Origin of the sequence: Streptomyces sp. NPDC058674 (assembly GCF_042716505.1) — a bacterium.
Taxonomy (GTDB): domain Bacteria; phylum Actinomycetota; class Actinomycetes; order Streptomycetales; family Streptomycetaceae; genus Streptomyces.
Genome location: NZ_JBHXSC010000002.1, coordinates 114,037 through 126,663, shown reverse-complemented (window position 1 = coordinate 126,663; position 12,627 = coordinate 114,037). Strand labels below are relative to the sequence as shown.

At 73.8% G+C, this 12,627-nt stretch carries 10 protein-coding genes; 2 read left to right on the top strand and 8 right to left on the bottom strand.

Translation table 11 applies throughout. The features are described 5' to 3' along the window. Positions 1 to 100: 100 nt before the first annotated feature. The 5 genes from ACFWU6_RS01835 to ACFWU6_RS01815 all read right to left on the bottom strand — a co-directional run bounded on the left by ACFWU6_RS01835 (position 101) and on the right by ACFWU6_RS01815 (position 7,106). On the bottom strand, positions 101 to 1,135 hold the full coding sequence (locus tag ACFWU6_RS01835; RefSeq protein WP_383806148.1) for an ABC transporter substrate-binding protein: 1,035 nt from the start codon (positions 1,133 to 1,135) through the stop codon (positions 101 to 103). A 159-nt stretch (positions 1,136 to 1,294) separates the two neighbouring features. Then, a complete protein-coding gene (locus ACFWU6_RS01830) occupies positions 1,295 to 2,455 on the bottom strand; it encodes an acyl-CoA dehydrogenase family protein (RefSeq protein WP_383806151.1) in 1,161 nt (386 codons plus the stop codon). 7 nt (positions 2,456 to 2,462) lie between these two features. Beyond that, a complete protein-coding gene (locus ACFWU6_RS01825) occupies positions 2,463 to 3,380 on the bottom strand; it encodes a hydroxymethylglutaryl-CoA lyase (RefSeq protein ID WP_383977725.1) in 918 nt (305 codons plus the stop codon). 11 nt (positions 3,381 to 3,391) lie between these two features. Next, positions 3,392 to 5,473, bottom strand: a complete 2,082-nt coding sequence (locus tag ACFWU6_RS01820) for a biotin carboxylase N-terminal domain-containing protein (RefSeq protein WP_383977609.1) — start codon at positions 5,471 to 5,473, stop codon at positions 3,392 to 3,394. Between the two features lie 16 nt (positions 5,474 to 5,489). Next, positions 5,490 to 7,106 carry a carboxyl transferase domain-containing protein gene (locus ACFWU6_RS01815; protein WP_383977606.1) on the bottom strand — a complete coding sequence of 539 codons (1,617 nt, stop codon included), beginning with the start codon at positions 7,104 to 7,106 and terminating at the stop codon, positions 5,490 to 5,492. Between the two features lie 99 nt (positions 7,107 to 7,205). On the opposite strand from ACFWU6_RS01815, the gene ACFWU6_RS01810 reads away from it, so the two are divergent. Both ACFWU6_RS01810 and ACFWU6_RS01805 read left to right on the top strand, forming a co-directional pair. Then, positions 7,206 to 7,784 carry a TetR/AcrR family transcriptional regulator gene (locus ACFWU6_RS01810; protein ID WP_383806160.1) on the top strand — a complete coding sequence of 193 codons (579 nt, stop codon included), beginning with the start codon at positions 7,206 to 7,208 and terminating at the stop codon, positions 7,782 to 7,784. A gap of 56 nt (positions 7,785 to 7,840) precedes the next feature. Further along, positions 7,841 to 8,668 (top strand): phosphatase, encoded by an 828-nt coding sequence (locus ACFWU6_RS01805; RefSeq protein WP_383806162.1) that lies wholly within the window; start codon positions 7,841 to 7,843, stop codon positions 8,666 to 8,668. 45 nt (positions 8,669 to 8,713) lie between these two features. Here ACFWU6_RS01805 and tesB read toward each other — a convergent pair whose 3' ends face one another. From tesB to ACFWU6_RS01790, 3 genes are all read right to left on the bottom strand, one after another. After that, the gene (tesB, locus tag ACFWU6_RS01800) at positions 8,714 to 9,592 is read right to left on the bottom strand and encodes an acyl-CoA thioesterase II (protein WP_383977603.1); all 879 of its coding nucleotides are present in this window, start codon (positions 9,590 to 9,592) and stop codon (positions 8,714 to 8,716) included. 27 nt (positions 9,593 to 9,619) lie between these two features. Further along, positions 9,620 to 10,777: an acyl-CoA dehydrogenase family protein gene (locus ACFWU6_RS01795; protein ID WP_383806165.1), complete on the bottom strand. Its 1,158-nt coding sequence runs from the start codon at positions 10,775 to 10,777 to the stop codon at positions 9,620 to 9,622. Positions 10,778 to 10,931: 154 nt separating this feature from the next. After that, a complete protein-coding gene (locus ACFWU6_RS01790) occupies positions 10,932 to 12,524 on the bottom strand; it encodes a PucR family transcriptional regulator (protein WP_383977600.1) in 1,593 nt (530 codons plus the stop codon). Positions 12,525 to 12,627 lie beyond the last annotated feature (103 nt).

Below are 12,627 nucleotides of genomic sequence, written 5' to 3'. Positions count from 1 at the left end.
TCTCCCGGATCGACCCTGCGTTCTTAGGTTAGCCTCAGTTAAGTAATGGGGTCAATGAGGTGCGGGCCGGCGGCGCGTGGCCCGCGCCGCCGACGGCGGGTCAGCTGACCTTCTTGGCGTTCCGGATGGACGTGGCGAGGTCCTCCAGGAGCTGGGCGCACTTGTCGTAGGAGTAGATCGGCTCGGCCATGCGCGGGACGACCTGGCCGGCCTTGACGGCGGGCAGCTCGCCCCACGTCGGCTTGGCCTTCAGCTGCTCGGGCTGCAGGGCGCTGGTGCGGTTGTCGAGCAGGATGACGTCGGCCTTGTACGTGCCGGCGTTCTCCCAGCTGAGGCTCTCGAAGAAGCCGCCCTCGCCCAGGTTCTGCGGCGTGACGAACTCGACGCCGAGGGACTTGAAGTACTTCAGGTCGGCCGCGGTGTCGGGGCTGGAGACGTAGAAGAGGGCGTCCGCGCCGGAGCCGGCGAGCACCTTGACGCCCGGGTTGGCCTTCGTGGCCTCGCGGACCTTGCCGGCCGCGGCCTCGAAGCGGGCCTTGGCGTCCACCGTCTTGCGGGACTCCAGGTCGGCGCCGAGGGACTGGGCGAGCTCCGCGGTGCGCTGGAGGGCCTTGTCCATGGTGACGTCGCCGCCGGCGCCGATCGCGGCGGCGGGCGCGAGCTTCAGGATCTTGTCCTTCGCGGCCTCCGGGACGTACCAGTAGGTGCCGTCCCAGGTGTTGGTGACGAGGAGGTCGGGCCGCAGGGCCGCGTACTTCTCCACGTTGAACTGGTCGTAGGCGTTCCCGAGGATCTCGACCTTGGAGATGTCCATCGTGCCGGCCTGGACGTCGGGCTTGCCGTCGCCGGTCTTGGTCGGGCCGAAGACGCCCTTGACCGGGATGCCGTAGTCGGAGAGCGCGGCGGCGGTGCCGGTGAAGGCGACGATGTTCTTCGGTGTGGCCTTGGCGCTGACGTCCTTGCCGAGGTCGTCCTTGAAGGACCAGGGACCCGAGGCGGCGCCCTTGTCCTTGCCGCCGTCGCCCTTCGCCGTGTCGTTGCCGCCGCACGCGGCGAGTGCCACGACGAGGCCGAGGGCGCCGCCGGCGGCCAGGAGGCCGCGGCGGGTGAGGAGGGGGGTCCGGGACTGGGGCATGTCGGTGTCCGCTTTCGTGCGCGCAGGGTGGCCGGGGGGCGTTCGGAAGGAAGGTTAGCCTAACCTTCGTCAGATGGGTGCAGGGGCCCCGGCCGCGCACGGGCCCGCCCCCTGCGGGCGCGTGCGCGCGGCCGGGCAGGGGGCGGGCCGGATGGGGTGTCAGGCGGAGAAGCCCAGCTCGCGGGCGATCAGCATGCGCTGGACCTCGCTGGTGCCCTCGCCGATCTCCAGGATCTTCGAATCGCGCCACATGCGGGCCACCGGGTACTCGTTCATGAACCCGTAGCCGCCGTGGATCTGGGTGGCCTCGCGGGCGTTGTCCACGGCCACGGTCGAGGAGTACAGCTTCGCGATGGCCGCCTCCTTCTTGAACGGCTCGCCCGCCACCAGCCGGGAGGCCGCGTCGCGCCAGCCGACGCGCGCCATGTGGGCGCGCATCTCCATGTCCGCGAGCTTGAACTGGATGGCCTGGTTGTCGCCGATCGGGCGGCCGAAGGCCTTCCGCTCGTGGGCGTACTTGACCGACTCGTCCACACAGCCCTGCGCGAGGCCGGTGGCGAGCGCCGAGATGGCGATGCGCCCCTCGTCCAGGATGCGGAGGAACTGCGCGTACCCGCGGCCCTCTTCGCCGACGAGGTTGGCGAGGGGCACCCGCACGTCCGCGAAGGACAGCTCGCGGGTGTCCGAGGCGTTCCACCCGACCTTCGAGTAGGGCGCGGCCACCGTGAAGCCCGGGGTGCCGGACGGGACGATGATCGAGGAGATCTCCGGCCGGCCGTCCGCCTTGCGGCCGGTCACGGCGGTGACGGTGACCAGGCCCGTGATGTCCGTACCGGAGTTGGTGATGAAGCACTTGGAGCCGTTGATCACCCACTCGTCGCCCTCACGGACGGCCGTGGTCCGGGTGCCGCCCGCGTCCGAACCGCAGTCCGGCTCGGTCAGGCCGAAGGCGCCCAGCACCTCGCCGGAGCACATCCTCGGCAGCCACTCGCGCTTCTGCTCCTCCGTGCCGAAGAGGAAGATCGGCATGGCGCCGAGGGAGACCCCGGCCTCCAGGGTGATGGCGACGGAGGAGTCGACCCGGGCGAGCTCCTCCAGGGCGATGCCCAGGGCGAGGTAGTCCCCGCCCATGCCGCCGTACTCCTCGGGGAAGGGCAGGCCGAACAGGCCCATGCGGCCCATCTCGCGGACGATCTCGTACGGGAACTCGTGCCGCTCGTACAGGTCGCCGATCTTCGGGGCGATGACGTCGTGCGCGAACTCCTCGACAGTGCGGCGGAGTTCCTCGTGCTCGGGGGTGAGCCGGTGGTCGAGGGGCATGGTGTGACTACTCCTTGTGGGAGAGGGCGCGGACGGTGCGGGAGGGGCTGGGCCGGCCCAGCTGTTCGGCCATCCACACGCTCGTGGCGGTGAGGGCGGCGAGGTCGACCCCGGTTTCGATGCCGAGGCCGTCGAGCATCCACACCAGGTCCTCGGTGGCGAGGTTCCCGGTGGCGCTCTTCGCGTACGGGCATCCGCCGAGGCCCCCGGCGGAGGCGTCGACGGTGGTCACGCCGTGCCGGAGTGCGGCGAGGGTGTTGGACAGGGCCTGGCCGTACGTGTCGTGGAAGTGCACGCCGATCCGCTCGGTGGCGACGCCCGCGCCGTTCAGGGCCTCCAGCAGGGCATGGACGTGGCCCGGGGTGGCGACGCCGATGGTGTCGCCGAGGCTCAGCTCGTCGCAGCCGAGGTCCAGCAGGGCCTTGGCGACGGAGACGGCCTGGGGGAGCGGGACCGGCCCCTCCCACGGGTCGCCGAAGCACATCGAGAGGTAGCCGCGGACGTGGGCGCCGGCCTGCCGGGCCCGGGCCACGACGGGCTCGAACATTGCGAGGGACTCGGCGACCGTGCGGTTCAGGTTGCGGGAGGCGAAGGTCTCGGTGGCCGAGCCGAACACCGCGATGCGGGTGGCGCCCAGGGCGAGCGCGCGGTCCAGGCCGCGCTCGTTGGGGACCAGGACGGGGAGCTCCGCCGCCACGTCCGCGAGCAGCGGGAAGAGCTCCTCGGCGTCGGCCAGCTGGGGCACCCACGCGGGGTGCACGAAGCTGGTGGCCTCGATGGTGGTCAGTCCGGCGGCGGCGAGGCGGTGGACGAACTCCGCCTTGACGGCGGTCGGTACGGCCGTCTTCTCGTTCTGCAGGCCGTCGCGGGCGCCGACCTCGTGGATGCGGACCCGGGCCAGGAGGCCGGCCGCGGGGACCTTCATGGGCAGGCCGTTCACGCGGCCACCTCCTCGTCCGGGGTCACCACGGCCAGGACCTGGTCCATGGCGACGGTGGTGCCGGGCGTGACATCGAGCTCGGTGACGGTGCCGGCGTGCGGTGCGGAGATGACGTGCTCCATCTTCATCGCCTCCACGACGAGCAGGCTCTGACCGGCCACGACCTCGTCCCCGACGGCCACCTTCACGACGGTGACGGTGCCCGGCATGGGCGCGGCGAGGGTTCCGGCGCCGCCCTGGCCCCGGCCGCCGAGCGCTGCCGCCACGGGGTCGTGGTCCTGGACGTGCCAGCTGTCGCCGTCGCGGCCCAGCCAGGTCCCCTCCGGGGAGGTCGCGTGGCTGAAGCGGTGGGTGACGCCGTCGAGTTCGAGGGTGAGGGTGTCGGGGGTGCGGCTGACGATCCGGGCGCGGGCCGGTGCCGCGGGGCTCCGCCCCGGACCCCGCGCCTCCATCGCCGGCGGGGCTGGACTCTGGCCGCTGCCGGCGTCGGCGTCATCGTCGGCGGTCGGGAGGAGGAGTTCCGTGTCGGAGCCCTGGAGGCGGGTGCGGACCGTGACCGGGTCCTGGCCCGGGAGGCGGAAGGGGTGGACCGTCCAGGCGGGGGTGCCGCCCAGCCGCCAGCCGTTCGGCACGTCGAAGGGGTCGCGCCAGCCGCCGCCCGCGGGGGCGGCCGGCCGGGACAGCAGCGCGGCCGCCGCGTACACCTCCGGCGGGACGCCCTCCGGCAGGAGTCCGGCCAGGTCGCGCTCGACCAGGCCCGTGTCCAGGTCGCCCGCGACCACGTCCGGGTGGGCGAGGAGCCGCCGCAGGAACCCGGTGTTCGTCTGGACGCCCAGGATCACGGTGTCGGCGAGCGCGCCCCGCAGCACCCGCAGCGCCGTCGCCCGGTCCGGGCCGTACGCGATGACCTTGGACAGCATCGGGTCGTAGGCGGAGCCCACCGGTACGCCCGCCACCAGGCCGGAGTCCGTGCGGACCGCCCCGCCCGACGGCTCGGACAGGGCGAGGACCGTGCCGCCCGACGGCAGGAACCCGCGGGCCGGGTCCTCCGCGCAGACGCGGGCCTCGATCGCGTGGCCGGTCAGGGACACGTCGGACTGGCCGAAGCCCAGCTCCGCGCCGGCCGCGACCCGCAGCTGCTGCTCCACGAGGTCCAGCCCGGTGACGAGCTCCGTCACCGGGTGCTCGACCTGGAGCCGGGTGTTCATCTCCATGAAGTAGTACGAGGACGGGTCCCCGCCCGGGACGATGAACTCCACCGTCCCCGCGCCGACGTACCCGCACGAGCGGGCGGCCTCCACGGCCGCCGCGCCCATCGACTCCCGCAGCTCCGGCGTCAGCAGGACCGACGGCGCCTCCTCGATCACCTTCTGGTGCCGCCGCTGGAGGGAGCACTCCCGCTCGCCCAGGTGGACCACGTTCCCGTGGGCGTCCGCGAGCACCTGGATCTCGATGTGCCGCGGCCGGTCCACCCAGCGCTCCACGAGCAGGGTGTCGTCGCCGAAGGAGGACTTCGCCTCGCGCCGCGCCGCCGCGATCTCCTCGGCCAGCACCGCCTCGTCGCGCACCAGCCGCATGCCCTTGCCGCCGCCGCCCGCCGAGGGCTTCAACAGCACCGGCATGCCGATCTCCCGGGAGGCGGCGGCCAGTTCGGCGTCGGAGAGCCCGCTGCCCGAGGAGCCCGGGACCACCGGCACGCCGGCCGCCCGCACCGTCTCCTTGGCCCGGATCTTGTCCCCCATCAGGGAGATCGCGGAGGCGGGCGGCCCGATGAAGGCCAGCCCGGCGTCGGCGCAGGCGGCGGCGAAGGCCGCGTTCTCCGCGAGGAAGCCGTAGCCGGGGTGGACGGCCTCGGCGCCGGTGCGGCGGGCCGCGTCCAGCAGCCGCTCGACCGACAGGTAGCTCTCGGCTGCGGCGGCCGGGCCGATCCGGACGGCCGTGTCGGCCTCCCGGACGTGCCGGGCGTCCGCGTCCGCGTCGCTGAAGACCGCGACCGAGCGCACCCCCAGCTCCCGCAGGGTGCGGATGACGCGTACCGCGATCTCGCCCCGGTTCGCCACCAGAACAGTGCTGAACATCTGCATGGTCCTCACGTCACATACGGAAGATGCCGAAAGCGGAGTCGCCCAGGGGGGCGTTCGCGCACGCGGTCAGGGCGAGTCCCAGCACCTGCCGGGTCTCCAGGGGGTCGATGACCCCGTCGTCCCACAGTCGGGCGGTGGCGTAGTAGGCGTTGCCCTGCTCCTCGTACTGGGCGCGCACCGGGGCCTTGAAGGCCTCCTCGTCCTCGGACGGCCACTCCTGGCCCGCGCCTTCGATCTGGTCCCGCTTGACGGTGGCCAGCACCGAGGCCGCCTGCTCGCCGCCCATCACGGAGATCTTGGCGTTGGGCCACATCCACAGGAACCGGGGCGAGTAGGCCCGCCCGCACATCGAGTAGTTGCCCGCGCCGTACGAGCCGCCGACCACCACGGTCAGCTTCGGGACCCGGGTGCACGCCACGGCGGTGACCATCTTGGCGCCGTGCTTGGCGATGCCGCCCGCCTCGTAGTCGCGGCCGACCATGAAGCCCGAGATGTTCTGCAGGAACAGCAGCGGGATGCCGCGCTGGTCGCACAGCTCGATGAAGTGGGCGCCCTTCTGGGCGGATTCGGCGAACAGGATGCCGTTGTTGGCGACGATCCCGACCGGGTGGCCGTGGATCCGGGCGAAGCCGGTGACCAGCGTCTGCCCGAACTCCGCCTTGAACTCCTGGAAGCGGGAGCCGTCCGCGATCCGGGCGATGATCTCGCGCGCGTCGTAGGGGGTGCGGGAGTCGACGGGGACCGCGCCGTACAGCCCGAACGGATCCGCCTTCGGCTCCTCGGGGGCCTCCACCGACCAGGGCAGGGCCGCGCGGTCGGGCAGGGTCGCCACGATGTTCCGTACGATCCGCAGCGCGTGCGCGTCGTCCTCCGCGAGGTGGTCGGTCACCCCGGAGATCCGGGAGTGGACCTCGCCGCCGCCGAGCTCCTCGGCCGTGACCACCTCGCCGGTGGCGGCCTTCACCAGCGGCGGGCCGCCGAGGAAGATCGTGCCCTGGCCGCGCACGATGACGGCCTCGTCGCTCATCGCCGGCACGTACGCGCCGCCCGCCGTGCAGGAGCCCAGGACGGCGGCGATCTGCGGGATGCCGGCGCCCGACATGCGCGCCTGGTTGTAGAAGATGCGGCCGAAGTGCTCCCGGTCGGGGAAGACCTCGTCCTGCATGGGGAGGAAGGCACCGCCCGAGTCGACCAGGTAGAGGCAGGGGAGACGGTTCTCCAGGGCCACCTCCTGGGCGCGCAGGTGCTTCTTGACGGTCATCGGGTAGTACGTGCCGCCCTTGACGGTGGCGTCGTTCGCGACGATGACGCACTCGCGGCCGCTGACCCGGCCGATGCCCGCGATGACCCCGGCGGCCGGGGCGGCGCCCCCGTACATGCCCTCGGCGGCCAGCGGGGCCAGCTCCAGGAAGGGCGATCCGGGGTCGAGGAGGGCGTCCACGCGGTCGCGCGGGAGGAGCTTGCCCCGGGCGGTGTGGCGGGCGCGGGCCTTCTCGCCGCCGCCGAGCCGGGCCGCCTCCAGGCGGGCGCGCAGGCCCTCGGCGAGCTCGCGGTGGGCGGCCTCGTTGGCCCGCCAGGCCGCGGACGCCGGGTCCGCCGTGCTCGTCAGCACTGGTGCCTGCTGCATCGGTCGAGCTCCCTTGCTCGGTGCACGCTGTTAATGAGCGTTAACGCTTCTGGCGCTCAGGTTAACGAGCGCTAACGCCCCTGTCTAGAATGGTTTCCCATGAGCACCAGAGCGGCCGCCCCCACCCGTCGCGAGCAGATCCTCAACGAGGCCGCTCGACTCTTCGCCGCGCGCGGATTCCACGGGGTCGGCGTCGACGAGATAGGGGCCGCGGTGGGCATCAGCGGCCCCGGCCTGTACCGGCACTTCGCGGGCAAGGACGCCATGCTCGCCGAGCTGCTGGTCGGCATCAGCGAACGGCTGCTGACCGGGGGCCGCCACCGGGTGGCCGAGGCGCTGGGCGACCCGGCGCGGGTCCTGTCGTCCCTCATCGACGGCCACATCGACTTCGCGCTCGACGACCGGGCGCTGATCACCCTGCACGACCGGGAGCTGGACCGGCTGCGGGACGCCGACCGCAAGCTCGTCCGGCAGCTCCAGCGCCAGTACGTGGAGCTGTGGGTGGCCGTCGTACGCGAACTGCACCCGCAGGTCGGCGAGGCCGAGGTGCGGGTCTCCGTCCACGCCGTCTTCGGCCTGTTGAACTCCACCCCGCACCTGGCGGCGCTGGGCCGGGGGGCGACGGAATCGCTGCTGCGCAGGCTGGCGCACGGGGCGTTCGGGGCGCTGTCGGCGTGAGCGGGCGCGTCCGGAGGACGAGATGGACGGAGCGCCTCCGCCTGGGCGGCGGCAGAATGAGCCGTATGCCGAAGCCGATACAGACGCCCGACCGATCCGTCGAACCGCCGAGCCGCGCCGAACTCGTCGACCACCTGGTGCGCACCCGCATCGCGGGGCAGGTCGCGACCCCGCGCGAGAACAACCTCTCCCACTACCGCAAGCTCGCCAACGGCGACCGGCACTACTGGCTCGGCCTGGAGCTGGGCGACCGCTGGAGCGACGAGCAGGACGTCCTCGCGGTGATGGCCGAGCGGTGCGGGGTCGTGGACGACGCCGAGCACCGCTTCGGCCAGGACACCATCGACCCGGAGCTGACCGTGTCCGGCCTGGACCGGCTGGCGGCGCGGCTGCGCAAGGCCGCCTTGGACCGCCAGAGCGTGCTGCTGGCCACCGGCCACCCGGGCGGGCTGCTCGACGTCCACCGGGCGACCGCCGCCGCACTGCGGGCGGCCGGCTGCGAGATCGTCGTCATCCCGGCCGGGCTGCACGCCGACGAGGGCTCGGTGTGGCAGTTCGCCGACGTCGCGGTGCTGGAGCGCGGCGCGACCCTGTGGCACACCCACTCCCCGGAGCCGATGGGCGCCATCCTGGACGGCCTGGCGGCTTCCGGCCGCCCGCAGCCGGACCTGGTCGTCGCCGACCACGGCTGGGCGGGCTGCGCGGCCCAGCGGGGCCTGGACGCGGTGGGCTACGCCGACTGCAACGACCCGGCGCTCTTCCTCGCCGAGGCGGAGGGCACCCTCCAGGTGGCGGTGCCCCTGGACGACCACGTCCGCGACCCGCGCTACTACGACCCGATGGTGGCGTACCTGCTGGACGCGGCGGGCCTGCTCGACGCGTAGGCCCGGTGGGAGAAGGCCCCCGGGCCCCCGCGCCGGCGGCCGGGGTCAGGCGCGGGGGACGCGGACGACGCCCTCCTGGATGACCGTCACCGCCAGGCGTCCGTCCTGCGTCCAGATGCGGGCCTGGCCGAGGCCCCGGCCGGCCGCCGCCGAGGGCGACTCCTGGTCGTACAGCAGCCACTCGTCGGCGCGGAACGGCCGGTGGAACCACATCGCGTGGTCCAGCGAGGCGCCCACCACGTCGCCGACGGCCCAGCCGCCCCGCCCGTGGGCGAGCAGCACCGAGTCGAGCAGCGTCATGTCCGAGACGTACGTGGCCAGGCAGGTGTGCAGCAGGGGGTCGTCGCTCTCCAGCTTCCCGGCCGTGCGGAACCACACCTGCGAGCGCGGCTCCACCGGCGCGCCGACGCTGCCCCACGGCGGGACCGTCGCGTAGCGCAGGTCCACCGCCGCGCGCGCCTCGATCAGCCGCTCCACGGTGTCCGGGTCGCGGAAGACCTCCCGGTGGGCGGGGAGCGCCTCGGCGGCCGTCGGCAGGGTCTCCGGGTCCGGGGCGCCGGGCATCGCGGCCTGGTGGTCGAGGCCCTCCTCGTACGTCTGGAACGACGCGGAGAGGTGGAAGACCGGCTGGCCGTGCTGGACGGCGACGACCCGGCGCGTGGTGAAGGAGCGGCCGTCGCGGATGCGGTCCACCGAGTACACGATGGGCGCGCCGGGGTCGCCGGCGCGCAGGAAGTACGAGTGCAGCGAGTGCGCGGTGCGGTCCTCGGGCACGGTCCGGCCGGCCGCGACCAGCGCCTGGGCCGCGACCTGACCGCCGAAGACCCGCGGTACCAGCGCCGAGCGGCTGGTACCGCGGAAGATGTTCTCCTCGATCTGCTCCAGGTCGAGCAGATCGAGGAGCGTCGTCAGTGCCTCGTTCATGGGGGAGGGGTGCGGACCTCTGGTCCCCTACAGGCCCATCGACTTGGCGATGATCGACTTCATGACCTCGCTGGTGCCGCCGTAGATGCGGTTCACGCGGTTGTCGGCGTACAGGCGGGCGATCGGGTACTCGTTCATGTAGCCGTAACCGCCGTGCAGCTGGAGGCACTTGTCGATCACGCGGTGCGCGACCTCGGTGCAGAAGAGCTTCGCGGACGCGGCCTCGGCGGCGGTCAGCTCCCCGGCGTCCAGCGCCTCCAGGGCGCGGTCGGCGACCGCCTCGGCCGCGTCCACCTCGGCCTGGCAGGAGGCCAGTTCGAACTTGGTGTTCTGGAAGTGCGCGACCGGCTTGCCGAAGACGGTGCGGTCGGTCACGTACTGCTGGGCGAACCGGACGGCGGCCTTGGCCTGGGCGTACGCGCCGAAGGCGATGCCCCAGCGCTCGGACGGCAGGTTGGCGCCGAGGTAGTAGAAGCCCTTGTTCTCCTCGCCCATCAGGTCCTCGACCGGGACCTTCACGTCGACGAAGGCGAGCTCGGCCGTGTCGGAGGTGCGCAGGCCGAGCTTGTCGAGCTTGCGGCCGATCGAGTAGCCCTCGGACTTGGTGTCCACGGCGAAGAGGGAGATGCCGAAGCGGCGGTCGTCCTCGCGCGGGGCGGAGGTGCGGGCGCAGACGATCACCCGGTCGGCGTGCACGCCGCCGGTGATGAAGGTCTTGGAGCCGTTGAGGACGTAGTGGGTGCCGTCCTCGGAGAGCTTGGCGGTGGTCTTCATGCCGGCGACGTCGGAGCCGGTGCCCGGCTCGGTCATGGCGAGCGCCCACATCTCCTCGCCGGTGACGAACTTCGGCAGGTAGCGCTTCTTCTGCTCGTCGGTGGAGAGCATCTTGATGTAGGGGAGGGCGAGCAGCACGTGCACGCCGGAGCCGCCGAAGTTGACGCCCGCGCGCGAGGTCTCCTCGTAGAGGACGGCTTCGAACTTGTGGGTGTCCAGGCCCGCGCCGCCGAACTCCTCGGGCACGTTGATGCCGAAGACGCCCAGCTCGCCCAGCTTGTAGTAGAAGTCGCGCGGCGCCTGGCCGGCCTGGAACCACTCGTCGTAGACGGGGACGACCTCGGCCTCGATGAAGGCGCGGATGGTCTCGCGGAACGCCTCGTGGTCCTCGGTGAAAACGGTACGGCGCACGGCCGGCTCCCTTCGGTCGCGGCGGTCCGCCGCCATGGCTAAGCGCTTGCTCATCGTAAGTTACCGGCGGGTTGCCGATTCTGTCCAGACATCTCCCCGGACCCCCTGGGGAGGACGCGCGCGGGGACCTCCCGCGGCTCCCGGCCGACGGCGGTCAGCCGCGTGAGGGGGCGTCCCCTGCCGGAGCGCGGCCTGCCGGGGGCGCGGAGGCACTGCGCAAGGCGAACCACAGCTCCATCCGGGTGTCCGCCTCGTCCAGGTCTCGGCCGAGGAGGGCCGAGGTGCGGGCGATGCGCTGGCGGACGGTGTTGCGGTGCACGCCCAACGCGCCGGCCGAGCGGTCCCAGCTGCCGTGGTGGGCCAGCCATGCGCGCAGCGTGTCCCGCAGCGCGGGGGAGAGGGGCCCGAGCAGTGCCTCGGCGTGGGCGCGGGCCTCGGCTTCGCCGACCAGGCCCGTGAAGCCGGGGTCGGTGTGGCGGGCCAGGGGGCTGCGGGCCGCCTCCGCCCGCTCCAGGGCCCGCCGCGCCTGCGCGTCGGCGGCCGCCAGGTCCGCGGGCGCGGCCGGGGCGCTGACCCCCAGCCGCCACCCGGGCTGCGGAGCGGGCTCCCGGTCGGTGAGCAGGCGTACGGGCTCCTCGTGCGGGTCGAGCAGTACGGTGCCCAGCGCTGCCGCGAGCGACCGGGGGTCGGCGCCGCCGCGGGCATGGACGGCGTACCAGGGGCCCGGCCCGCCCAGCGATCCGGCGGGGGAGCCGCCGAGCAGCAGCCGGGTCAGCGCCGCGGCCTCGTCCCCGGCGGGCCGGTCGGCTGTGAGCAGAGCCAGCAGGACGGCCGCCACCGAGGCGATGGTGTGGTCACCGGGGGCGCGGGCGGGCGTGGCGGTCCCGAGCGCCCGAGCGGTCGCCCCCGGCCCCCCGAGCGGCCCGCCGCCCTGCCGGGCCGTCGTCGGGCCGACCGGCGCCGGACCCCCGCCTACTGCCGAGCCGGCCGTCACCGGCCCGCCCGTCGTCGGCACAGTCGGTGGAGGGCCGGTCGGTGGAGGGCCGGACGGTGGCGGGGCGTTCGCGGGGGGTGGTTCCGGGGGGCGGGGCAGGGCGTGGGCCGTGAGGTGCCAGCCCGCCACCTCGTCGGTGGCCGTGGCCGGGCCCCCCGGGCGGCCGACCCGGGCCAGCAGGCCGGCGAGCGCCTCGGCGGCCCGCGCGGGCACCGGCCCGCCCGCGGACCGGCCGTCCGGGGTCAGCTCGACCCGTCCGCCCAGGGCGGACGCGAGCCGGCGGAGCACCGCCGGGACCGGGTCCGGCCGGGCGGCCGCCGCCGCGAGGGACTGCTGGGCCTCGGTGACCCGGCGCAGCTCGCGCGTCCTTGCCTCCGCCATCAGCCGCCAGACCGCGCGGGCGACCGCCGTGAACGGGGTGCCGGGCGGGACCTCCAGCAGCGGCAGCCCGTGCCGCGCGCACGCCTCGGCCAGTCCGGGCGGCGCCGCCTCGTGCACCGGCGCCACCCCGAAGCCCAGCGCCGCCACGCCCGCCCGTACCAGCCGGGCCACGTACTCCTCCGGATCGGCCGGCTCGGCCCCCGCCGTCAGCAGCAGCTCACCGCCCAGCAGGTACGGCGACGGGTCCGCCATCTCGGAGGCGTGCACCCCGTGCACCTCACCGTCGGCGGGCCCGGCCAGGTGCCGCAGCCCCAGCTCGGCATCGGCGAGCAGCCGGGCGAGGGACACCGGGGCGGTGGGAGGGGCCTCCATGGATACTCCGTACACATCGGGGAAGCGTGGTGTATGAAACGTACACGTCGCGTGCCCGGGGTGTCCGTTTACGCTCGAAGCACCGCACCCGCAGGACCCGGTC

Coding starts and splice junctions, on each gene's coding strand:
- ACFWU6_RS01835 (WP_383806148.1), bottom strand. CDS start 1,135: ATGCCCCAGTCCCGGACCCCCCTCCTCACCCGCCGCGGCCTCCTGGCC.
- ACFWU6_RS01810 (WP_383806160.1), top strand. CDS start 7,206: ATGAGCACCAGAGCGGCCGCCCCCACCCGTCGCGAGCAGATCCTCAAC.
- ACFWU6_RS01805 (WP_383806162.1), top strand. CDS start 7,841: ATGAGCCGTATGCCGAAGCCGATACAGACGCCCGACCGATCCGTCGAA.
- tesB (WP_383977603.1), bottom strand. CDS start 9,592: ATGAACGAGGCACTGACGACGCTCCTCGATCTGCTCGACCTGGAGCAG.
- ACFWU6_RS01830 (WP_383806151.1), bottom strand. CDS start 2,455: ATGCCCCTCGACCACCGGCTCACCCCCGAGCACGAGGAACTCCGCCGC.
- ACFWU6_RS01815 (WP_383977606.1), bottom strand. CDS start 7,106: ATGCAGCAGGCACCAGTGCTGACGAGCACGGCGGACCCGGCGTCCGCG.
- ACFWU6_RS01790 (WP_383977600.1), bottom strand. CDS start 12,524: ATGGAGGCCCCTCCCACCGCCCCGGTGTCCCTCGCCCGGCTGCTCGCC.
- ACFWU6_RS01820 (WP_383977609.1), bottom strand. CDS start 5,473: ATGTTCAGCACTGTTCTGGTGGCGAACCGGGGCGAGATCGCGGTACGC.
- ACFWU6_RS01825 (WP_383977725.1), bottom strand. CDS start 3,380: ATGAAGGTCCCCGCGGCCGGCCTCCTGGCCCGGGTCCGCATCCACGAG.